Below are 21324 nucleotides of genomic sequence, written 5' to 3'. Positions count from 1 at the left end.
AAACTACACTGGAACCATGACCCAACAGACGCTGCAGGAAACTGTTGCCTCCTTTGACGAACTGACCGCCAAGCGAATGGGCCGGTTGCGCCGCTACCTGCGCACCCACCCGCGCTTGGTGGTTATTGGCGCAGTGGTCCTGTACCTGTTGCTCACCCTGCCCGGGGTACTGATCACCGCGTCCATGCCTGGGGCCAACGCCACCGGCCTGCTGGTCATCACGCTGGCGGTCAGTGCCGCACTGCTATATCGCCGAAAAGCGCCGATGACCGTCATCATCCTGGTGTTCGTTTTCGAATGCGTAGCCTTGATCATCGCCGGCCCGCAGGGTGGGCTCGGCGGCGTGGGCATGATCATCGCGCTGTACACGGTGGCTACCAGCTATTCGGCCAAGCGCACCATACCGCTGGCGGTACTGGCGGGCAGCTTCCAAGTGGTGCTCATGGTGCTGATGGGCTTCCCGGATATGGCCGGGATGGAGCTGGATCCCAGCGACGGCATTGACGAGGCAACCTTCAGCCGAATCATCATCGGCATCTCAGGCAGTTTTGTCATCGGTTTCTACATTGCCGCGGCTGCGGTTGGCATGAACGTGCGTAATGCGCGAATCCATGAGGCCGAGCTCAATCACTGGGCACGCCAGGTATCCAGCCTGGCCCAAGTCCAAGAGCGCAACCGGATCGCCCGGGAAATGCATGACGTGGTCGCGCACTCCCTGTCCGTGATGATCGCCTTGTCCGAAGGCGCACGCGTGGTCGCCAAACGTGACCAGGCCCGAGCCGACGAAGTGCTCAATGAGCTCTCCGGCACCGGCAGGACCGCGTTGGCGGATATGCGCCGCATGCTTGGCGTGCTGCGCCAGAACGAAACCGGGGAGCTGGAACCGCAACCCACCGGCGGGAATGTCGAGCAGCTTCTCGAGGGATTCCGCACCGCCGGCCTGCCCATCACGTTCACCCGCATCGGGGGGAACCTGCCCGACGACACCACCTTCCAATTGACGGTCTTCCGCATGATCCAGGAATCCCTGACCAACTCGCTGCGCTACGCCCGCAACGTCAGCGACGTGCAGGTACGTTTGGAGCGGAGGCGCGATGAACTGCGCTTGGAAGTCATGGATAACGGCGATGCGACCAGGGTGCCCAGCGTTGGCAGCGGCCGAGGACTCAGGGGCATGCGTGAACGAGCAGCGCTTTTTGACGGAACCGTCGAAGTCGGCCCGGTAGCCAGCGGAGGCTGGATAGTTAAAGTGGTGCTGAAAATCCCTGAATTCGGCGTGAACAACGACAAGCGGAAAACAGCGAAGGAATAGGCATGGAAGAGAAAATAAAGGTCTTGCTGGTAGATGACCAGCCGCTGTTGCGCATGGGATTCCGCCTGATCCTTGAAGGCGAGGACGATATCGCCATCGCCGGTGAAGCCGCTGACGGCCTGGACGCCTTGACCCAGACGGCGGTGCTGAAGCCCGACGTGGTGCTTATGGATGTCCGCATGCCCAAAATGGACGGCATCGAAGCCACCGAACGCATCGCGAAGGATCACCCGGACACCAAGATCATCATCCTGACGACCTTTGACCTGGATGAATATGCCTTTTCGGGGTTGCAAGCCGGTGCGAGCGCGTTCCTGCTCAAGGATGTTGCTCCCGAAGAACTGGTTCAAGCGGTGCGCCTGGTCGCCTCCGGCGATGCCGTAGTGGCGCCCCGGGTCACTGCGCGGCTGCTGGAAACCTATGTCCGTAATGGCGGCAAAGCCCATGCCGGTCAGCCCGCAGAAGCCCCGCGAGATCCCTTGCTTGATGACCTGACGCCGCGCGAGCAAGAAGTATTGCGCGCGCTCGCCGAAGGATTATCCAACGCGGAAATTGCGCACCGTTTCTTCCTTTCCGAGGCAACGGTTAAAACGCATGTGCGCAGGATCCTGACCAAACTGCACCTGAGGGACCGTGTCCAAGCCGTGGTCTATGCCTACGAAACCGGGCTAGTCATCCCTTCCCAGGGACTCGACTACTGATTTTCCACACACGAGGGCCGCTGCCTGCCGAAGTTGATTTCGACGGGCAGCGGCCCTCGGATTGCTCTTAGCCCTTGCTGGCCTTGCGCTTCTTCTTCGCCGTGGCGCGCAGCTGGATCACGCGGGCTACTCCGGCAATTGCAACCACCAAGGCGCCGCCGATAGCGGCGATGAACAGTGCCAAGCCGAGGTTCACCTGTCCCTCGTAGGCGAAGTACCTCAGCGTGACCTGGTCTTGGTTCTGGGCGATGAAAATGATCAGCAAGATCAGGACGATGATGCCCAAGACGGTGGCAGTCCAGATGCGGCCGAGCTTGGTCACCGGCAGCTTTTCCTTGGATTCAGGAATTTCGCGCGGTGCCTTGGCTTCCTTCGGCGTACGCGGTTGAACAGCGTGTTCACCGGAATTAACCTGGACACCATTCTGTGGCTCCACAGGCAGGTTGCGTGGCTCTGGGGTTGGATCAGATGTAGCCATGATGATCTCGCTTTCGTTGTCTCCCGGTCTGACTTCAGCTTTGCCGACGCTAGGTTCCAAGTCAAGCATGAGATGAGGGTGTCCACCTGGCTCCTAGAAAGCTCGGAGAGCGCTGATCCGTCGGCAATTCGGCACCGGGATACTAAGCTGGAGAACAACCCGATAGTCCAGGCGGGAACCTCATCCTGGATTCCAGCGAGACGATGACAGAAAGAAGTGAGTAACCAGCTATGGCACAAGCCGCAGCAATGGCCCACATTGCAGACCTGGCCGAATACGTCGCAACTTCCCCTTCCAGCTACCACGCGGCAGCATCGGCCGCTAAGCGCCTGGACGCTGTCGGGTTCACCGGCTTGAACGAAGCCGACGCTTGGAACTTGGTGCCAGGATCCTACTATGTGGTGCGCGACGGCGCGATTATCGCGTGGGTTCAGCCCGAGGCGGCGACCGCAACTTCCGGATTCCATATTCTCGGAGCCCACACCGACTCACCCGGTTTCAAGCTGAAGCCAAAACCCACCTCGGGATCCAATGGCTGGTGGCAGGCCGGCGTTGAGGTATATGGCGGGCCGTTGCTGAATTCTTGGCTGGACCGCGAACTGGTCCTCGCCGGACGCCTGGTGTTGAAAGACGGCAGCGAGCACTTGGCGCAGACCGAACCGATCCTGCGCATCCCTCAGCTGGCCATCCACCTCGACCGCCAGGTCAACGAGGGCCTGACCCTGGACAAGCAGACCCACACCAACCCCATCTTCGGAGCCGGGGACTTGGCTGATGCCGACATCCTGGCTGTCCTCGCCGCCTCCGCCGGTGTGGATCCAGCACAGGTGGCCGGTTACGACATTCTCACGGCCCCGGCACAGCGTGGCGAGGTCTTCGGCCACGGCAAGGACTTCTTCGCCAGCGCCCGGCTGGATAACCTCACCTCGGTGCATGCCGGAATCATCGCCCTGGTTGACCACTCGCGGAAGCCATCGGGACAGCACATTGCCATGCTGGCTGCTTTCGACCATGAAGAACTGGGTTCCAGCTCCCGTTCGGGTGCCTGTGGTCCATTCCTTGAAGAGCTGATCAACCGCATTCAGGCGTCGCTGGGCGCCGGGGTAGACGACCAGGCGCGCGCCTTGGCTAATTCGGTATGCCTTTCGGCCGATGCCGGCCATGCGGTGCACCCGAACTACCCGGAGCGCCACGACCCGGCCAACCGCCCGCAGGTCAATGCTGGTCCGCTGTTGAAGATCAACGCCAACCAGCGTTACGCCACCGACGCGGTGGGTGCTGCCGCCTTCGCCAACTGGTGCGAGCGTGCCGGCGTTCCTTACCAGGAGTTCGTCTCCAACAACCGGGTCCCTTGCGGTTCGACTATCGGCCCATTGACAGCCACCCGGTTGGGCATCCGCACCCTCGATGTGGGTGTGGCACTGCTGTCCATGCATTCGGCACGCGAGATGTGTGGCGTCGATGATCCTTGGTACCTGTCCAAGGTGACGCGCGAGTTCTTCGGGGCCTAGTTCGCCCAGCGAAGAAGGTCGGTAGCCATGCCGGCCTTCTTCGCGTTCCAAGTGCCTTGTGGCAAAAAATTTATCGGTGGCATAATCATCAGCATGACGATTTTTGCCCAAGACAGGCTCATTTTTCAGCAGACGAAGAACTTCTCGAAGAATGACTTTGCGATCCTCGACGCCGCTGGCATGCAGATTGCTCATGTTGAAACCGGTGGTAGCTCCCTGGGGCGGATGCTTGCCGGTGCCCGGGAGCTCACCGTCTTCGACGGCCCGGAGAAACCGGTCATCAAGGTCAAGGACACCATGACCATGGGGCGCGATCGTTTTGAAATCCTTGACGGAAACGACAATCCGTTGGCCAGCCTGGTCAAGCGGATCACCCTGTTCAAAACCAGGGTCACCATTTCCATGCCGGGTGAAGAACTCGTGCTGTCGGGCAGCGTATGGGATTTCGATTTCCAGATCTCCAGTCCCCGCGCAGTGCTTGGCACCGTCACTCGCCAGTGGTCCGGAATGGGCAACGCTTTGACGGGCAAGTCCACTTACGCGCTGCAGTTGGCCGGCCAACTGAGCACACAGCACCGCCAAGCGATTATTGGCTCGGTCTTAGCGCTGGACCTGATCAGAGAAAAGCAGCAACGCAATTGATGCCTCAACGGGTATATTCAATCAGGTCAGATCAATCCAGGAATTACCGGGCTGTCGGGTTGCTGACGGGTAACTGTCGTGCTCTTGTCGTGGTGGATTCGTGCCTCTTCTCGGTAGCTTTAGTGCCATGAATTAATCACGTATTGCAGAATTGCGTCGCGCCAAGGGCTGGACCCAGGAAAGCGGAATCACCGTGCGGACCATCCAGCGGCTTGAGGCCGGCAACGATGCGAGTTTGGAGTCCATCTCGCTGGTGGCCAAGGCACTGGATGTCCACGTGGGTGAATTGTTCCAAAGCGTTCAAACATCTCATTTCTCCCAAGCCGTCGAAGGACTTGAATCCCGAACCCGGGCCGAACAGGAGCGACGGAATTCCATCACCCACGGAATCATGATGATCTTCAATGCCCTTGGCATTGTGGTCACCTTCGGAACTGTCATCCTGGGAACCGCGGGAGGGCTCGGCGGGTACATCTGGCTGCTCATTCCGCTCTACTGGGGTGCCGGCAAGGTCCTTCTGGGTGCCATCGTTCGGCTGGTGGTCGATCCCAAGCTGAATGCCAAATTTCCGTTGTCCTCGCCCGCCCAGAGCGGGGACAGCTGAGCTTCCCATCTGCCGTTATCCGGGCAGATACCGTTTGATTACCTGTTGTTCATCCGGAACTGGTCAGATCGAACAATATGAGTTCGAATTCCGTGCAGGTCAAAAATTTCAGAACAGAAATCCAAGCGCTGCGTGCACTGGCAGTCCTGCTGGTGGTCGCCTACCATCTGGAACCCAATGTGGTTCCCGGCGGATATATCGGCGTTGACATCTTCTTCGTTATTTCCGGATTCCTGATTACCTCGCACTTATTGCGTGAAGCCGAACGCACCGGGCGCATCAAGCTCTCGGCATTCTTTGCCGGCAGGGCCCGGCGCATCCTGCCTGCAGCTATGCTGGTCATCCTTCTCGTCGTAGCGGCAGGGTTCATGATCTTCCCGAAGACCCAGTGGGGCACCTTGGGAACCCAGGCGCTAGCCTCGGCGTTCTCCGTGCAGAACTGGGTGCTGGCCGCTGACTCCGTGGACTACCTGGCCGCCGAGCAGGCAGCCGGCCCATTGCAGCACTTCTGGTCCCTTGGCGTCGAAGAGCAGTTCTACCTGATCTGGCCGCTGCTGATCCTCGCAGTGTGCTGTCTGGTCAAGACCACCATGCCGGGATCCCATTCGGATCACTTCGCCGCCCGCCGCCGTTGGCTGTGGCTTGTTTTCGGAGCGGTCGCCCTGCTGTCCCTGGGCTACTCGGCTTACGCAGGATACTCCGGAAACTCTGCCGGGTATTTCGTGACCACCACCCGCATCTGGGAACTGGCTATTGGAGGTTTGCTGGCCCTGGGCGTGCAGGCGCATGAGAAGGATGCGCTGCGGCTGCCGCGGTGGGCCACCGCATGGTCCACGCGAAACCTGGCCGTGCTGGTGGCGCTGATGGCCATTGGCATCGCTGCCTTCAGCTACGACGGGGCCACTATCTTCCCTGGCATTGCCGCGGCCGTGCCGGTATTCGGCTGCGCGGTGATCATTGCCGCCGGCAGCACCCGGGGCCCAGGCTCGCTGCACCGCCTTGTCAATTGGTCGCCGGTGCAGTGGGTCGGCCTGGCTTCCTATTCGCTGTATCTCTGGCACTGGCCATTGATCGTTTTCTATACCGAGCTCGCCGGGGCAAAGCCCAAGCCCCTGCAGTCACTCGCCCTGTTGACCGCTTCGCTGCTCCTGGCTTGGGCCAGCTTGAAGTTCGTGGAAACGCCGATGCGCCACCTGCGCTTACTGGCCGTGTCCCCGACGAGGTCATTGATTGCCGGCGCGGCCATGATCGCGGTGACCGCATCGGTGGCCCTGCTTCCGGGCGCGACGCAGGAGCGCTTGGTCAAGCAGGAACAGCGGGTAGCTGCTGCGCTGGCTGAACAGCGTCCCGAAGGTTTCGGTGCTGCTTCGCTCGGCCATGGGGCTCCGGCCTTTGTCACCGATCAGCACCAGGTGGTTCCGGTGCCAGCTGAGGCCGCCAAGGACCTTCCCGATATCGGCAATTGCGTGCAGAATCCGCAGTCCACGCAGATCAAGGAATGCGAGTTCGGAAACAAGGATGCCACCTTCACGGTAGCCCTGGTGGGGGACTCCCATGCAGCCCACTGGTTCGAGGCGCTCAACGAATATGCCAAGAGCAAGGGGTGGAAGGTCGTCACCTATCTGAAGAACTCCTGCCCCTTGAATGAAGCGCAACGCAAGGCGGATAAGGACGGAAGCATCAACTGCCAGGAGACGTATGAACAGAGCATGGATGCCCTGACCAAACGCAAGGACATCAACGCGGTGGTCACCTCCAGCTGGGCAGGTTCCACGTTCGTCTCCGATCCGGCCCAGGGCTTGGCGCAAACATGGGGCAAGCTCGAAGATGCCGGGATGCCGGTCTATCCCATTGTCGACACCCCGCGGCCACCACAGGATTCCTATGCCAGGGACTGCGTCGAGCAGAACATCGAGAATCCTGAAGCCTGTTCCTTCCCGGAAAAGGGCGCCTTCGGCAAGGCTGATGCCATCAAGGCGGCCGCCAAGCTGGAGCCGCGGGTCAAGCTGTTGGACTTCAGTGACCAGTTTTGCGTTGATGGCACCTGCCCGGCCGTGGTTGGCAATGTGCTGATCTACCGGGACAAGCACCACATCAGCGATACGTATATGAGCACGCTGGTCCCGATCTTCGGCCAGAGGCTGCAGCAGGCCATCGATTCCAATTAGCCATCCATGATCTAGGACACGAAGGCTTATGCTTGCGCGATGTTCTCGGGTAGGATTGAAAGGTCTGTGCCACTGCATGCCCGAAAGTTGGGCGTCTGGTGCATGGATAACGCAAGAACCTCCTGTTGCGGAAATACCGCGACCGTTTAGCCCAAAGGAGGTGGGTTCACATGCGTGCTTATGAACTTATGGTCCTCATTGATCCAGAGGTCGATGACCGCACCGTAGAGCCAACCATCGAGAAGTACCTCGAGGTTGTTCGCTCCAACGGTGGCACTATCGAAAAGGTTGATATCTGGGGTCGTCGCAAGATGGCTTACGAAATCAAGAAGAAGGCAGAAGCCACTTACGTAGTGGTGAACTACACCGCAGAACCAGCCGCTTCCGCTGAGCTTGAGCGCCAGCTGAAGATCAACGAGCAGATCCTGCGCCACAAGGTCACCCGCCCGGAAGAGGCTCGCGTTTAATTACGCAAAACCTTCCGTCGTAAGAAATAGCGTTCAATCTTTTTAAGGAGAGTCAATGGCAGGCGAGACTGTTATTACCGTTATCGGAAACCTGACCGCCGATCCGGAGCTGCGTTTTACGCCATCCGGTTCAGCCGTAGCGAACTTCACGATCGCTTCGACTCCTCGCACCTTTGACCGCCAGTCCAATGAGTGGAAGGACGGGGAAGCCCTGTTCTTGCGCGCATCGGTGTGGCGCGAGGCTGCAGAGAACGTCGCTGAAACGCTGACCAAGGGCATGCGCGTCATCGCCCAGGGTCGTTTGCGTTCACGTTCTTACGACACCAAGGAAGGTGAACGTCGCACCGTGATGGAGCTTGAGGTCGATGAAATCGGCCCATCGCTCCGTTTCGCGTCCGCCAAGGTCACCCGCACCCAGCGCTCCGGCGGTGGCAACGGTGGCTTCGGCAATGGTGGCGGTGGAGGATTCTCCAACGCACCACAGCAAGGTGCCCCAGCGCAGCAGCCGCGACAGCAGCAGCCGCAACAGGGTGGCGGATGGAATGCTCCAGCCGCTGACCCATGGAGCACCGGCGGAAACAACGGTGGCGGCTGGGGCAACCCAGGCGCTGACGAACCGCCTTTCTAAACAATATTTATTCACCATCCCGCAGATCACTCTGCGGGCTCCAAAGCTAAGGAGCTCCACGATGGCTAAGGCTGAAATCCGTAAGCCCAAACCAAAGTCCAACCCCTTGAAGGCCGCTGACATCACTGTCATCGACTACAAGGACACCGCATTGCTGCGCAAGTTCATCTCTGACCGCGGAAAGATCCGCGCTCGTCGAGTGACCGGCGTGTCCGTTCAGGAACAGCGCAAGATCGCACAGGCAATCAAGAACGCACGTGAAGTAGCCCTGCTGCCTTACTCCGGCGCTGGCCGCGGCTAAGGAAGGGATATAACATCATGGCAAAGATCATTTTGACTCACGAAGTATCCGGTCTCGGTGCTGCTGGCGATATCGTCGAGGTAAAGAACGGCTACGCCCGTAACTACCTGCTGCCACGCGGCTTCGCAATCGTCTGGACCGCTGGCGGTGAGAAGCAGGTGGAGTCGATCAAGGCTGCACGTGCTGCTCGCGCTGTTGCAAACCTTGAGGATGCTCAGGCACTTGCAGCTAAGCTGAAGTCCCAGCCGGTGAAGATCACCATCAAGGCTGGTTCCAACGGCCGCCTGTTCGGTACCGTCAAGACCACCGATATCGCTAACGCCGTAGAGGCTGCCGGTCTGGGCAAGATCGACAAGCGCAACATCGAGGTCAACGACCACATCAAGTCGACTGGCAACTACACCGCAACCGTTCGCGTACACGAGGACGTCGTTGCAAACCTGCGCCTGCAGGTTGTTGCTGCCGCAAAGAAGTAAGTCTTCTAGACTCACCTTCTGACCAACGGGTGGCGTGCATTCCGCAAGGAACGCACGCCACCCGTTGGCGTTTAATCCCGCGAACTCGACGTCACCGCCGGTTCGTGAACAATTCATCGCTTCTTCGCACGAGTTCCCGGCCAGCATCGGCGGGTCCGCGGTCTTCAGCCCATAACCTCTTAACAGATGGCAATCCTCGTCGACACAACCAAAGGAGATGGTGGAAGATATGGGTTTTGCATATGCCGATCCGCAGGCACTGACCGAGGAACAACGCGTCGCGCTCGCTGAGCACCAGCACACCGTGCGCCACCAGCCGCGCGAGCTGACCCTGAAGGAACTGCGCGAAGAGGCGAAGCTGACCCGGGCCGAACTGGCCGCACGCCTCAAGCTGCCCGTGGAGCGGATCCAGCGGCTGGAAACCGGCGACCTGGGCCGCGTGCAGCTAGCCACCTTGCGCCGATATGTGCAGGCACTTGACGCCCGAATCGAGATCACGGCCATTCGCGGCGACTCCCAGGCATCCCTGGCTTAGCCGCGCGCCGGAGCACGCTGGGGTAACCGGCCACCGCAAATAGCGGGCAACTCATCGAGAAAAGCGCCACCCACCGCTCTATCGGCCCATTCGTAGTCTGACTTGCCGGCGATAACGGCTAAAGTATTCCGGTGAGATGCAGGTTATAGACCTACGTCACAACGGAGTTTCGAAGGGGTTTATTTTGCACGAGCGTATCCAACACCGGGCCTTTGCTGATCGTCTGATGAGCGCCGAACAGGCGGCAGCATTCATCAAGCCGGGCATGACCGTAGCCATGAGCGGCTTCACCGGTGCCGGATACCCGAAAGCCGTTCCCGGCGCCCTGGCCGCCCAGATGGAACGCCAGCACGCAGAAGGCAAGGACTTCAAGATCAACGTGCTCACCGGCGCCTCCACCGCCCCTGAGCTGGACGGTGTGCTGGCCAAGGCCGAGGGCATGAACCTGCGCCTGCCCTACATGTCCGACCCGGAGCTGCGCCGCCGCATCAACGACGGCAACATGGAGTACATGGACATCCACCTCTCCCATGTCGCCCAGCACGCCTGGTTCGGCTTCTACGGCAAGATCGACGTGGCCATCGTGGAAGCCGTGGGCATCACCGCCGACGGCGACCTGATCCCCTCCAGCTCAGTGGGCAATAACAAGACCTGGCTGGAAATGGCCGACAAGGTCATCATCGAGGTCAACGAGCAGCAGTCCGCGGCCATGGAAGGCATGCACGATGTCTACTACGGCACCGCGCTGCCACCGCACCGCAAGCCCATCAACCTGACCACGGTGCGCGACCGCATCGGCCAGAAGTACTTGGACGTGGACGTGAACAAGATCGTCGCCGTGGTGAAAACCGATGCGCCCGATCGGCTCAGCCCCTTCGCCCCGGTGGATGAGACCAGCGAGAAGATCGCCGATCACCTGCTGGGTTTCCTGGACTCGGAAATCCGCGCCGGCCGCCTCTCCGAGAAGCTGCTGCCCCTGCAGTCCGGCGTCGGCAATATCGCCAACGCGGTGCTCGCCGGCCTGGCCCGCGGCGGCTACAAGGGCCTGAGCGCCTATACCGAGGTCATCCAGGACGGCATGCTGGAGCTGATCAAGGACGGCACCATCGAGTTCGCCTCCGCCACCAGCTTTTCGCTGTCTGCCGAGGGCATCGCCGAGTTCAACAAGAACGTGGAGCACTACCGCGAACGCATCCTGCTGCGCGCCCAGGAGATCTCCAACCACCCGGAGATCATCCGTCGCCTGGGCTGCATTGCATTGAACGGCATGATCGAGGCCGACATCTACGGCAACGTGAACTCCACCAACGTGCTCGGCTCCCATGTCATGAACGGCATCGGCGGCTCTGGCGACTTTGCCCGCAACGGCTACCTGTCGGTGTTCATGTCCCCATCCACTGCCAAGAGCGGCAAGATCTCGGGCATCGTTCCTTTCGCTTCGCACGTGGACCACACCGAGCACGACACCATGATCCTGATTACCGAGCAGGGCCTGGCCGATTTGCGCGGCCTCTCGCCCAAGCAGCGTGCCCAGCTGGTCATCAACAACTGCGCGCACCCCGAATACCGTCCACTGCTGCAGGACTACTTCGATCGTGCCTGCAAGGACAGCTACGGCAAGCACACCCCGCACCTGCTGGGCGAAGCGCTGAGCTGGCACCAGCGCTTCCAGGAAACCGGAGACATGCGCCCGGCCAGCTAGCCGTCGGCCTGGCCAGGGTGGATGCGCACGATCCGGTCATCGCCAGGACCGGGCCGGCCACGCCCGTCGGTGTTGTTCGTCAGCACCAGCAGCGAGCCGCCAGGATCCACCAGCACATCGCGCAGCCGGCCGAGCCGGCCATCAAGCAGCTCATGCTCGGTGGCCGGCGCGTGAAGTGCCACCGTCCGCAGCACTTCGCCGCGCAGATTCGCCAGGTAGGCGGTGCCATCGAGGATCGCCATGCCGCTGGGGCTGGCCTCGGAGGGTGGCCACTGCGCAATCGGGTCGGTATACTGCCCATTTGCGCCGTCTTTCCCCTCGACTTCGGGCCAGCCATAGTTCCCGCCGGCCTCGATGACGTTCAGCTCGTCGAAGGTGTTTTGCCCGAATTCGCTGGCGTACATGCTGCCATCATCGCTCCATGCCAAGCCCTGCACATTGCGGTGCCCATAGCTGTAGACGAGGGAATTCTCGAAGGGGTTGTCTTCCGGGATGCTTCCATCGGGTGCCATGCGCAGGATCTTGCCGCCCAGCGCCTGCAGGTCCTGGGCCTGCCCAGGGTTGGACGCATCGCCCACGCTCGCGTAGAGCATTCCATCCGGACCGATGGCCATCCGTCCGCCGTTGTGGATATTGGCCGAGGGCAGGGAGTCCAGCAGGGTCTGCGGAGCCGATAAAGACAGGTGGCCGGCGCTGCCTTGCACGGTGAACTGCTGAATGCGGTTACCGGATTCCGCGGTGGAATAGGCGTAGAGCTTATCCGGGGCGAGGAAGGCCAGGCCCAGCAGCCCGCCTTCGCCTTTGGCTGCGAGATCATTGATCCGGGAAACTTCACGGTGCTGTCCGGATTCCGCAACCTCCAGGATCCTCCCGGAATCGCGTTCGCTGACCAGCAAGGTGTCCTTGACGTAGACCATGGACCACGGAGCTTCCAAGCCGCTGGCCAGTGGTTTTGAAGTGGTTTGCGATTCGGCAGCGGGAAGTGGAGGTGGTGTTGGCGCGGAGCATCCGGCGAGGAACACTGCGCCGAGCAGCAGGCAAGTGCCCCGGATAGGCTTCATCGGGCGGCTATGCGTGCGCCGGATGATGGCGCGTCGGGCGATACGTCAGTTCCTGGATCCGACCATCCAAAAGCTTCGAATCGACAAGTTCCAAGTCATAGTCGTCGACCCCGCCGAGTACCGGAGCAGAGCCGCTATGCCCGGTCAGCACCGGGAAGATGCTCACCTGGATGAAGTCCACCAGGCCTGCCGCCAGCAGAGAATGGTTCATGGCCAGGGAACCGTGGGAGCGCAGCGGCACATCTGAGGTTTCTTTGAGCTGGGCGACAACGTCCAAGGCATCCGAACGCTCCAGCGTGGCATTAGGCCAAGACAGCGGCTCTTCCAAGGTGGTGGAGATGACGGTGGCCGGCTTGTCGTGCAAAGCCACGCCCCACGCGTCTTCAACCTCGGGATTCATCTCGATTTCTGCCCAGAAGAGACTGAATAAGCGGAAGGTGTTCGCACCGAAAACCATGCGGCATGGAGGAGTGTAGAGCCCGAGGCGATGGGCCAACAGCTCTGGCCCTTGTTTTCCCCAGTAGCCGCCCCAATCGCTGCCGGCACTGCCGAAGCCATCAAGGCTGCTGAACACGTCAAAGGTATAGGTGGCACTCATGGTAAGCCTCCGAAACTGATCCGCTGGGTGCCACCTAGGATACGCTCAGGCGCTGGGCATATCTACGTTTTGGGTGCGCAATTGTCCGCGCGAGAGTTCCTTTCCACTGGCCTCATCGGTGATGACAACTTCCCACAACTGCTGGGTTTTGCCTTGGAACAGCGCCTTGGCAGCAACCTGCACGCGCGCACCGGTGGAGGGACGCAAGAAGTCGGTGGCATTGTGCACGCCGACGGCGAATTGCCCGCGTTCGGCCACCGCGTAGCTGGCTCCGACGCTGCCGGCGCTTTCAACGATCGAGGCATACACCCCGCCATGCACTACGCCCCACGGAGTGTGGTGGTTTTCGTTCAGATCGGCATGTCCGCGCACGGACGTGGCGGTGATGTCGTCAAAGACCAGTCCGATGCTCTCGGTGAAGCGGCTGGTCTTCTCGGGGATTCGCGGTTCTGCGGAACTCATGGGTGACTCCAAAGGTGTAAGGCGCTGGGCTGCCGCACAACGGCCTAGGCTCGCAATACGTTCTTTTGCACTTTACCCGTAGATGTCCTGGGAAGATGATGGTGCGCTTCACCCAGTGGGTTCAGGCAGCTGCCCCGATATGAGCAGGGCACGCTTGGTCTCCCATGGTGCTCGAGCGGGAAATTCGGTTCCGCTACGGCGGGCGGTTTGATAAAAGCGGCGAAGGCGCAGCACCTGGTGATGCTGCCTGGCCGTCATAGGTTATTGCATTACGGCGGCGATCACATGAGCGGCTCGAGTTGCCACGGTGGGCGTGGGTAGTTCTGATGAACAAAAGGCTGTTCCAGCCCCTCAGAAGCATCTTGGTGTCGAATATTTTGTTGAATATTGCGATTTGCGAAGTGAATTGTTTGACGGTGGTTCGTCATGAGCCATATCGTTTTAAGCAGAATCAAGAGCATCAGCTAAAAGCCCTGGCTTGCTGATCGGCAACCCTCTCAACGGTAGTGGGGTGCTCCAGGTGAGGATTCGGTTCTGCTCCAAATGGCGTCAGAACAAGTACCGCGCACGGCGTGAAATCTCAGGGACAAGCACATTCGGAAGCTTCCGATCCGCCAAGTCCACTGGGTCTGACGCGGTGGGCAAGACCCGAAGGAATCGAGCCATGTCATTGAATCGTGAACTTGACCCGCTAACCCTACGCAGGGTTTTCGCTCAACATCCCTCAGGCGTGGCCGCTCTGTGTGCAGAAGTGGACGGCGTAAAAACCGGCATCGTTGCATCCTCATTCACTGTGGGGGTTTCGTTGGAGCCGGCATTGGTGATGTTTGCAGTCCAGAAGACCTCCAATACCTGGCCGAAACTGCGTGGGGCCAGCCACATCGGTGTTTCGGTTCTCAGCGATCTTAATGGAGGGGTCTGCACGCAGATCGCTTCGAAGAAGGGCGATCGATTCCTCGGTGTGGATACCGTGGTTTCTGAACAGGGCGCCCTGTTCATCGAAGAGTCCACCCTCTGGCTGGAAACATCGATTTACAACGAGGTTGAGGCAGGAGACCACTGGGTTGTGCTCTTGGAGGTGCACGGGCATCACGCATCTCAGCACTCGCCGCAGATCTTCCATGATTCTCGATTTCATTCGATCCCAGTTTCTGAACTCGTCTAACGTTTCCAAGCAGTAGGCGCATCAAGGCCTGTTGTGGATCACCTAGGTGATCCACAACAGGCCTTGATGCATTTCGTCATGCGTTGAATGTGAAGCAATAGTTATCCACGGTGTGGATAGGTGGGCCACTGTGAAAATGTGGACTACCGATAGTCTGGCGCAGGATATTTCCTCATTAATTGAGATGACTAAGGGTTTTGCCTATGCACCCACATCCACACAGTTATCCACATGGCTGTGGGTACAGTGTGTAGAACTATGCGAAAAACGCGAAAATCTCTGAATTTCGGTCGTTTGCGGCTGTTGATAACTATTGGCGGCATAGCGGTAGGTTCAATAAAATCTCTTTCTGTCCACAGTTGTGAAATTGTGAAAGGCCTAATCAGAAGCTGTTACGGTTGGGTAGTCGACATTAATCCACAGGTTTCTCCCCAGCTAGTGAACAGGCTAGTCCACAGATGAGGGTATGTTATGCACAGAGGCTGTGGATAATGGGGTTTACGTGGGTGAACATCAGCCCTACTGTTGGCCTTGGGACAGAAATATCCACAGTTGTTCATCATTGAACTGTCGGTCTCAACTGACAAGATGGACCGTTGCCATAGGGCAAGGATGAATTTTCCCAGTGGGGTCAATAGGGGATGGAAGTGTCTGTAATGAGTGCTGAGCCGGTATACGAAGGACGAGAGTCCGATGCTGGACGCAAGCCGCCACAGGATGTCGAAGCAGAGATGTCCGTGCTCGGCGGCATGATGCTATCCAAGGACGCCATTGCTGACGTTGTCGAAGCGCTCCGCGGAACCGACTTCTATCGTCCGGCCCACGAATCCATCTACGAGGCAATCATCGATTTGTACGGTCGAGGCGAGCCAGCCGACGCCGTGACCGTAGCCGACCTGCTGACCAAGCGCGGTGAAATTTCCCGCGTTGGCGGGGCCGCCTACCTCCACAATCTTATTCAGCAGGTGCCCACCGCGGCCAACGCCGGATACTATGCAGAAATCGTGCGTGAGCGTGCCGTTCTGCGACGCCTAGTTGATGCCGGTACCCGTATCGTCCAGATGGGCTACTCGCCAGACGGCGAAGTCGACGCCATCGTCAACGAAGCCCAGGCCGAGGTCTACAAGGTCGCGGAAAACCGCAGCAGTGAAGACTATGTCCGTCTTTCTGACATCATCGAAGGCACTGTCGATGAAATCGAAAACGCCGCCAATGCCGGTGACGGTATTACCGGTGTGCCTACTGGATTCTATGAATTCGACGAACTGACCCAGGGCCTGAAGGGCGGGCAGATGATTATCATCGCCGCCCGTCCGGCAGTGGGTAAATCAACTTTTGCCTTGGACTTTGCCCGGTCGGCAGCCATCAAGAACAACATGGCTACGGTCTTCTTCTCCTTGGAAATGGGCCGCAATGAAATCGCGATGCGCCTGCTTTCCGCAGAGGCATCCATCCAGCTTCAAGACCTGCGTAAGGGTTCGGTCGAAGATGCGCAGTGGACCAAGATTGCCACCACTATGGGGCGCTTGAATGAGGCGCCGCTGTTCATCGATGATTCGCCGAATATGTCCATGATGGAAATCCGAGCGAAGTGCCGTCGCCTGAAGCAGCGCAACGAGCTGCGCATGATCATCCTTGACTACCTGCAGCTGATGAGCTCGGGCAAGCGAGTGGAATCCCGTCAACAGGAAGTCTCCGAGTTCTCGCGTAACCTCAAGCTCCTGGCTAAGGAACTGGATGTTCCGCTGATTGCGTTGTCGCAGCTGAATCGTGGTTCCGAGCAGCGTACCGATAAGCGGCCAATGGTTTCGGACCTTCGTGAATCAGGTTCCATCGAGCAGGACGCCGACATGGTGATCCTGCTGCACCGTGACGACGTGTATGACAAGGAAAATCGCCCCGGCGAGGCCGATGTCATCATCGCAAAGCACCGTGCTGGTCCCACCAAAACCATCACCGTGGCATTCCAGGGCCATTACTCGCGCTTCAGCAATATGTCCTCTGAGGGTTAATCCCAGTCAGAACCAATATGGCACCTACTAAGACGGCGGATTGCTGGCTATAGTAGGTGCCATGTTCGCTTCTTTGCAGGCTTTGCTGTGGGGTACGGTGGCTGGTTCGGCCTTGCTGCTGGGATCGGGTGCCGCCTGGTGGCTGAAAATCCCGAAAATCTGGGTCTGCGCGATCATGGCCTTCGGCGCGGGAGTCCTGGTCAGCGCGCTGAGTTTTGAGCTCGTGCTCGAAGCGTTTGAGACCGGAGGATTGATGGCTACCGTGGGCGGTGTACTCGCTGGCGCCGCATTGTATTTCTCGGCCAACCGGGTATTGGACTGGCGCACCAAGAAGCGTCAGAAGGCCTCCGGCAACACCAATAGCGACAGCTCATCCGGAAGCGCATTGGCCGTGGGCGCGCTCATTGATGGCATCCCCGAGTCGGTGGCTCTGGGACTGAGCGTTGTCGCGAGCGCGAGCATCAATCCCGCCATGCTCATCGCCATCTTCATATCCAACGTGCCCGAAGGCCTAGCCAGTACGGCTCAAATGAAATCAGCCGGCCGCAAGGGTTCATCCGTTGCCATCCTGTGGGGATCCATCGCGATTTCCTGCGGTCTGGCTGCCTTTTTCGGTGCGCTGCTCATGCAATCCATGCCTGAAGAAGCCCTGGCCTTTGCCACGGCCGTGGCCGCTGGCGGAATCCTGACCATGATTGCCGACACGATGATCCCCGAGGCCTACGCTGTCGAACATGATTACACCGGGCTGTTGGTCACCGGCGGATTCCTGTCGGCCTTCGCCCTGCACGTTGTGGGCGGCTAGGAAAAAACTGGCATGATGGGGGCATGCCCCTAAGACATCGTGGCCGCACCCCTGCGCCGGCTACAGAGACCATCTACGCACCGCAATTCTTGGCCACCACCATGGGCATGTTCATTCTGGTGTTTCTCGTTGCCTTTGAATCCATGGCGGTCACCACCGTCATGCCGATGGTCAGTGAACTGCTCAATGGCGAACGCTATTTTGCGCTAGCCTTTGCCGCACCCATCGCCAGCGGAATGCTCGGCATGGTGGCTGCTGGTGAGGTCACGGACCGGTGGGGACCCAAGTACCCATTGTTCATAAGCGTAGCGATTTTCTGTGTGGGCTTGTTGATCTGCGGTTCTGCAGTAAACATGCAAATGCTCATTGCTGGAAGGATCTTGCAGGGTATCGGCGGTGGCGCCATTACCGTGGCCATCTACGTGTTGATTGCCCGAGCATATCCAGGGCATCTGCATTCAAAAATCTTCGCACTCTTCGCCACGGCCTGGGTGCTGCCGGCAATGATTGGCCCATGGCTCGCTGGCCTCATGGCAGTGCACCTTGGGTGGCGCTGGGTCTTTTCCGGCGTGGCAGTCCTGGTGCTTGTCGCCTTCTGCGCGATGATTCCGGTGCTCAAGTCCCTGGATTCCGAGCGCAACCATGACCTAGGTAAGGTATCGGTCAAACGCCTGGCGCTTGCAGGACTTACCGGGCTCGCCGTGATCTGTATGAACCTCTTGGGCAATTCGAACAGCAGCTGGTCATTGATCGGATTGGCTCTGGCGCTGGTGGTCGCCTTGCTGGCGATTCGCCCGCTCTTGCCCCGTGGAACCTTTCTTGTGCGCCGCGGGCTGCCGGCAACCATCATGACCAGGATTTTCATCACGGGCGCCTTCTTCGGCGTGGAAGTCTATCTTCCCTACCTGCTTCGCGAAGACTACTCCCTGGCCCCCGATCGGGCCGGCCTGATCCTGACCGCGTCGGCCCTGTGCTGGTCCATGGGCTCATGGCTCCAGGGAAAGCTGGGGGAGAAGATCGAGTCGGCAACCTGCATCACCCTGGGCGCCGTGGCCGGAAGCATGGCCATCGCTACCGCCTTGGCTACTGCGATCTACCACCCGCCGGTATTCGTGCTGGTGTGCGGCTGGGCCGTGGGCGGGTTTGGCATGGGGCTGATTTTCCCCCGGCAAAACGTCAACATGCTCGCTCTATCATCCAAGGAAGAACAGGGATTCAACTCCTCGGCGATGACCGTGGCAGACTCCTTGGGCAATGCCGGGGCCACGGCCATCGGCGGCGTCATCTTCGCGATGGCCGCAGCTGGCACCGGGTTCATCTCGGTGTTCACGTTCAGCCTGGTACTGATCCTGATCTTGATTGCCATCTCACCGCGCACCAAGGGAATCCCGGTTCGGCCAGTCGGCTAGCCGCGAGGCAGGAGATCCAAATGGGCCTTGGTGGGCTCAACCAGATGCTGGTCGTAGTCGTTGTGCTTGGCTACATAGCTTTTGACATATGGGCAGACCGCCACGATCTTCGCCCCGCTGGCGATGGTATTTTCCAGTGCGAACTTCACCAAGATGCCAGCTAGGCCCTGACCGCCATATTCCTCGTCCACCGTGGTGTGGAAGAAGATCCGCTCAACACCGTCAGCGCCATCATAATCCCGGTAGTGGGCAGCTCCGATGATCTTGCCGTCATCATCGAGGGCGAAGCGGCGGCGTTCGGACAAGAATACTGGCTTGATCTCGCTCATGATGGGTCTCCTTGGTTTCAGGATGGGTTGACTCGTGGACGCAGGCGAACGGTCGGCAGGGCCGGGGCTGGCAAGGCTGCTGGCGTATCGGGAGGAAAAGGACCGAAGCGGTCTTCGGAGGCATCGCCCGGCTCCGCTGAGATTTCGGCTTGCCATTGGGCGCGGAAGGCCAGGACCTCTTCATGGGTTCGACCCACAAAATTCCACCACATCAAGATATCCTCATTCAGCGGTTCACCGCCGATGAGCAGTGCCAAGACCGGTTCTTCGCCGGCGGCTAGGTGCAGTGTGGTGCACCCTGCCCGGACGAATCCCAATTCCCGCGGCGCTACCTGGTGTCCATTGACTGTGAGGCTGCCGGAGTCGACGAGCACTGCGTGCTCATGGTGCTCGGGGACCACTATGTCGATCTCGGTGTGCGGCTCAAGGCGCAGTTCCGCCCCGCTGAGCTCGGTGTGGGTGGTGACGGGGGAGACGGATTTTTGTCCAGAGATCTCGTAGCTGCCAAGGAATACCGACATGGTCCAGCCGTGGCCATTGACTGGTTCAGGTCGGTAGTTTTCAAAAGTATGTTCCATGTCGCGAGCGTGCTCTGGCAATGCGGTCCACAGCTGGGCGCCGTGCAAGATGGTGGTGTCTTCGGTGAGGATCTCAGAATGGCTGATGCCATGTCCTGCGGTCATCAGGTTGACCTCGCCCGGTCGGACGACAGCTTTGAAACCGGCAGAATCCATGTGGTTGATCTGCCCGGTGAATAGCCATGAGACTGTTTGCAATCCGGTATGGGGGTGGCGGGGGACGTTCATGCCTCCGGTAGCTTTGACATCATCGGGACCGTAATGGTCCAAGAAGCACCATGCTCCAATCAGGCTGCGCTGCTTCTGCGGCAGGGTGCGGAAGACGGTCATTGCGCGCGGACCGCCCAGCGGCACTTCGCGAGGAGTCAAGATTTCGACCTCGGCAGGGGATGCGACCTTACCGCAGTCGATTTCTGCAGGGCTGTTCTCGAGATTGCTCATGTGCCTAGGTTATGCACTGCGTTGGGCTTTGGCCACAAGGGGTGAGCAGGCGGGCGGTACGATCGAGAGATCGGTATTGATCCCATTCAAGGAGTTTGCAGCAACGTGGACAGCGCTATTCTTCCGGAAGATGACCTTCTAAAGCTTGAAAAGCAGGTGTGTTTTGGCCTGGCGGTCGCGTCGCGGTCGGTGATCTCTGCCTATAAGCCTGTGCTGGATCCGTTGGGACTGACCCACCCGCAGTATTTGGTGATGTTGGCACTGTGGGATTCCGGTCCGATGAGTGCCCGGGAATTGAGCCAACAGCTGCACCTGGATCCGGGTACGCTCTCTCCGCTGGTGAAGCGGCTTGAAACTGCCGGGCTGGTGGATAAGACCAAGAATCCGCAGGATGAACGAGCAGTGATTCTCCAGCCCACGCCAAAGGGCACCGAGCTGCGCAAGGAAGCGCTAAAAGTGCCGGTTGAGATGATGTCCCGACTGGAACTCTCGGAGAAGGACGTCGTTGAATTGAGGAATGTCCTGGATCGCCTCATTGCCGCCGGTGGCAGCGCTCCCAAGGAGTGATCAGTAATTTAGTTGGTGCACCAACTAATACTGTATGCTGAAGGCAAAAGCATCAACGCCCACGCATACTGCAGAGGACCAAGCGCATGGATGAATCGCCACTGCCAATCATCACCGATACCACCGGATTGGGTGTTGGCTACCGTGTTCTCTGGCGCCTAAAGTATTTGGGGCTGAGCATTTTTGGTCCTGCCGAACGCCGGGTCGATTCCAGCCCGCGCGAGCGTATCAAGTGGGACCGGGCCATGAAGGTCAAGGCGGCGCATGAGGTCGCGGGAACCCAGCCGGATGACCAGACGCTCTACACCGTCAGCCGCTTGGAACCACGGCGTCGACCGCAATAGCTAGCAAGTTTTAGCTATTCACCACTCT

Annotated in this window: 24 protein-coding genes and 1 riboswitch; of the genes, 18 read left to right on the top strand and 6 right to left on the bottom strand. The window is 59.5% G+C overall.

Annotated features, from left to right (window positions below; translation table 11 throughout):
* Positions 1–16 precede the first annotated feature (16 nt).
* Together OF385_RS16475 and OF385_RS16470 are read left to right on the top strand one after the other, a co-directional pair.
* Positions 17–1312 (top strand): sensor histidine kinase, encoded by a 1296-nt coding sequence (locus OF385_RS16475; RefSeq protein ID WP_264276378.1) that lies wholly within the window; start codon positions 17–19, stop codon positions 1310–1312.
* A gap of 2 nt (positions 1313–1314) precedes the next feature.
* Complete coding sequence (locus OF385_RS16470; RefSeq protein ID WP_264276377.1) at positions 1315–2013, top strand: response regulator; 699 nt, start codon at positions 1315–1317, stop codon at positions 2011–2013.
* 67 nt (positions 2014–2080) lie between these two features.
* Here OF385_RS16470 and OF385_RS16465 read toward each other — a convergent pair whose 3' ends face one another.
* Complete coding sequence (locus OF385_RS16465; RefSeq protein WP_264276376.1) at positions 2081–2491, bottom strand: lipopolysaccharide assembly LapA domain-containing protein; 411 nt, start codon at positions 2489–2491, stop codon at positions 2081–2083.
* 230 nt (positions 2492–2721) lie between these two features.
* Here OF385_RS16465 and OF385_RS16460 point away from each other — a divergent pair, with 230 nt between their 5' ends.
* The 10 genes from OF385_RS16460 to OF385_RS16415 all read left to right on the top strand — a co-directional run bounded on the left by OF385_RS16460 (position 2722) and on the right by OF385_RS16415 (position 11525).
* The gene (locus OF385_RS16460) at positions 2722–4002 is read left to right on the top strand and encodes a M18 family aminopeptidase (protein ID WP_264276375.1); all 1281 of its coding nucleotides are present in this window, start codon (positions 2722–2724) and stop codon (positions 4000–4002) included.
* A 27-nt stretch (positions 4003–4029) separates the two neighbouring features.
* On the top strand, positions 4030–4644 hold the full coding sequence (locus OF385_RS16455; RefSeq protein WP_264276374.1) for an LURP-one-related/scramblase family protein: 615 nt from the start codon (positions 4030–4032) through the stop codon (positions 4642–4644).
* A 151-nt stretch (positions 4645–4795) separates the two neighbouring features.
* Positions 4796–5248 carry a helix-turn-helix domain-containing protein gene (locus OF385_RS16450; protein ID WP_264276373.1) on the top strand — a complete coding sequence of 151 codons (453 nt, stop codon included), beginning with the start codon at positions 4796–4798 and terminating at the stop codon, positions 5246–5248.
* 77 nt (positions 5249–5325) lie between these two features.
* The gene (locus OF385_RS16445; RefSeq protein WP_264276372.1) at positions 5326–7416 is read left to right on the top strand and encodes an acyltransferase family protein; all 2091 of its coding nucleotides are present in this window, start codon (positions 5326–5328) and stop codon (positions 7414–7416) included.
* A gap of 170 nt (positions 7417–7586) precedes the next feature.
* Positions 7587–7883 carry a 30S ribosomal protein S6 gene (gene rpsF, locus OF385_RS16440; RefSeq protein WP_022874531.1) on the top strand — a complete coding sequence of 99 codons (297 nt, stop codon included), beginning with the start codon at positions 7587–7589 and terminating at the stop codon, positions 7881–7883.
* A 55-nt stretch (positions 7884–7938) separates the two neighbouring features.
* A complete protein-coding gene (locus OF385_RS16435) occupies positions 7939–8511 on the top strand; it encodes a single-stranded DNA-binding protein (protein WP_022874532.1) in 573 nt (190 codons plus the stop codon).
* 61 nt (positions 8512–8572) lie between these two features.
* The gene (gene rpsR, locus OF385_RS16430) at positions 8573–8812 is read left to right on the top strand and encodes a 30S ribosomal protein S18 (protein WP_013350683.1); all 240 of its coding nucleotides are present in this window, start codon (positions 8573–8575) and stop codon (positions 8810–8812) included.
* Positions 8813–8829: 17 nt separating this feature from the next.
* Positions 8830–9288, top strand: a complete 459-nt coding sequence (gene rplI / locus OF385_RS16425; RefSeq protein WP_264276371.1) for a 50S ribosomal protein L9 — start codon at positions 8830–8832, stop codon at positions 9286–9288.
* Positions 9289–9517: 229 nt separating this feature from the next.
* Positions 9518–9823 carry a helix-turn-helix domain-containing protein gene (locus OF385_RS16420; RefSeq protein WP_264276370.1) on the top strand — a complete coding sequence of 102 codons (306 nt, stop codon included), beginning with the start codon at positions 9518–9520 and terminating at the stop codon, positions 9821–9823.
* Positions 9824–10049: 226 nt separating this feature from the next.
* Complete coding sequence (locus OF385_RS16415) at positions 10050–11525, top strand: acetyl-CoA hydrolase/transferase family protein (RefSeq protein ID WP_264276369.1); 1476 nt, start codon at positions 10050–10052, stop codon at positions 11523–11525.
* Here OF385_RS16415 and OF385_RS16410 read toward each other — a convergent pair.
* From OF385_RS16410 to OF385_RS16400, 3 genes are read right to left on the bottom strand one after another with little or no spacing between them, the layout of a single operon-like run.
* Entirely contained in the window at positions 11522–12586 is a 1065-nt protein-coding gene (locus tag OF385_RS16410; RefSeq protein ID WP_264276368.1) for a PQQ-dependent sugar dehydrogenase, read from the bottom strand. The two genes, OF385_RS16415 and OF385_RS16410, sit on opposite strands and share 4 nt — an antisense overlap.
* 7 nt (positions 12587–12593) lie before the next feature.
* The gene (locus OF385_RS16405; protein WP_264276367.1) at positions 12594–13184 is read right to left on the bottom strand and encodes a dihydrofolate reductase family protein; all 591 of its coding nucleotides are present in this window, start codon (positions 13182–13184) and stop codon (positions 12594–12596) included.
* 45 nt (positions 13185–13229) lie between these two features.
* Positions 13230–13646 (bottom strand): PaaI family thioesterase, encoded by a 417-nt coding sequence (locus OF385_RS16400; protein WP_264276366.1) that lies wholly within the window; start codon positions 13644–13646, stop codon positions 13230–13232.
* Positions 13647–14095: 449 nt separating this feature from the next.
* Positions 14096–14213, top strand: a riboswitch (SAM riboswitch).
* Between the two features lie 97 nt (positions 14214–14310).
* Here OF385_RS16400 and OF385_RS16395 point away from each other — a divergent pair.
* The 4 genes from OF385_RS16395 to OF385_RS16380 all read left to right on the top strand — a co-directional run bounded on the left by OF385_RS16395 (position 14311) and on the right by OF385_RS16380 (position 19037).
* Complete coding sequence (locus OF385_RS16395; protein ID WP_264276365.1) at positions 14311–14811, top strand: flavin reductase family protein; 501 nt, start codon at positions 14311–14313, stop codon at positions 14809–14811.
* Between the two features lie 656 nt (positions 14812–15467).
* Positions 15468–16823 (top strand): replicative DNA helicase, encoded by a 1356-nt coding sequence (gene dnaB, locus OF385_RS16390; RefSeq protein WP_060703562.1) that lies wholly within the window; start codon positions 15468–15470, stop codon positions 16821–16823.
* 61 nt (positions 16824–16884) lie between these two features.
* Positions 16885–17628, top strand: coding sequence for a ZIP family metal transporter (locus OF385_RS16385; protein WP_264276364.1), 744 nt, complete (start codon positions 16885–16887; stop codon positions 17626–17628).
* A gap of 23 nt (positions 17629–17651) precedes the next feature.
* A complete protein-coding gene (locus OF385_RS16380; protein WP_264276363.1) occupies positions 17652–19037 on the top strand; it encodes an MFS transporter in 1386 nt (461 codons plus the stop codon).
* On the opposite strand, the gene OF385_RS16375 is transcribed toward OF385_RS16380, so the two are convergent.
* Positions 19034–19366, bottom strand: a complete 333-nt coding sequence (locus OF385_RS16375) for a GNAT family N-acetyltransferase (protein ID WP_264276362.1) — start codon at positions 19364–19366, stop codon at positions 19034–19036. The two genes, OF385_RS16380 and OF385_RS16375, sit on opposite strands and share 4 nt — an antisense overlap.
* A 17-nt stretch (positions 19367–19383) precedes the next feature.
* Positions 19384–20385, bottom strand: a complete 1002-nt coding sequence (locus OF385_RS16370) for a pirin family protein (RefSeq protein WP_264276361.1) — start codon at positions 20383–20385, stop codon at positions 19384–19386.
* A 105-nt stretch (positions 20386–20490) separates the two neighbouring features.
* Here OF385_RS16370 and OF385_RS16365 point away from each other — a divergent pair, with 105 nt between their 5' ends.
* Entirely contained in the window at positions 20491–20952 is a 462-nt protein-coding gene (locus OF385_RS16365; protein WP_264276360.1) for a MarR family winged helix-turn-helix transcriptional regulator, read from the top strand.
* An 86-nt stretch (positions 20953–21038) separates the two neighbouring features.
* Positions 21039–21296, top strand: coding sequence for a hypothetical protein (locus tag OF385_RS16360; protein ID WP_264276359.1), 258 nt, complete (start codon positions 21039–21041; stop codon positions 21294–21296).
* Positions 21297–21324: the final 28 nt, after the last annotated feature.

It is taken from the genome of Glutamicibacter sp. JL.03c (genome assembly GCF_025854375.1).
Classification (GTDB): domain Bacteria; phylum Actinomycetota; class Actinomycetes; order Actinomycetales; family Micrococcaceae; genus Glutamicibacter.
The sequence above is the reverse complement of the archived record's forward strand: the minus strand, read 5'-3'. Positions and strand labels throughout refer to the sequence as shown.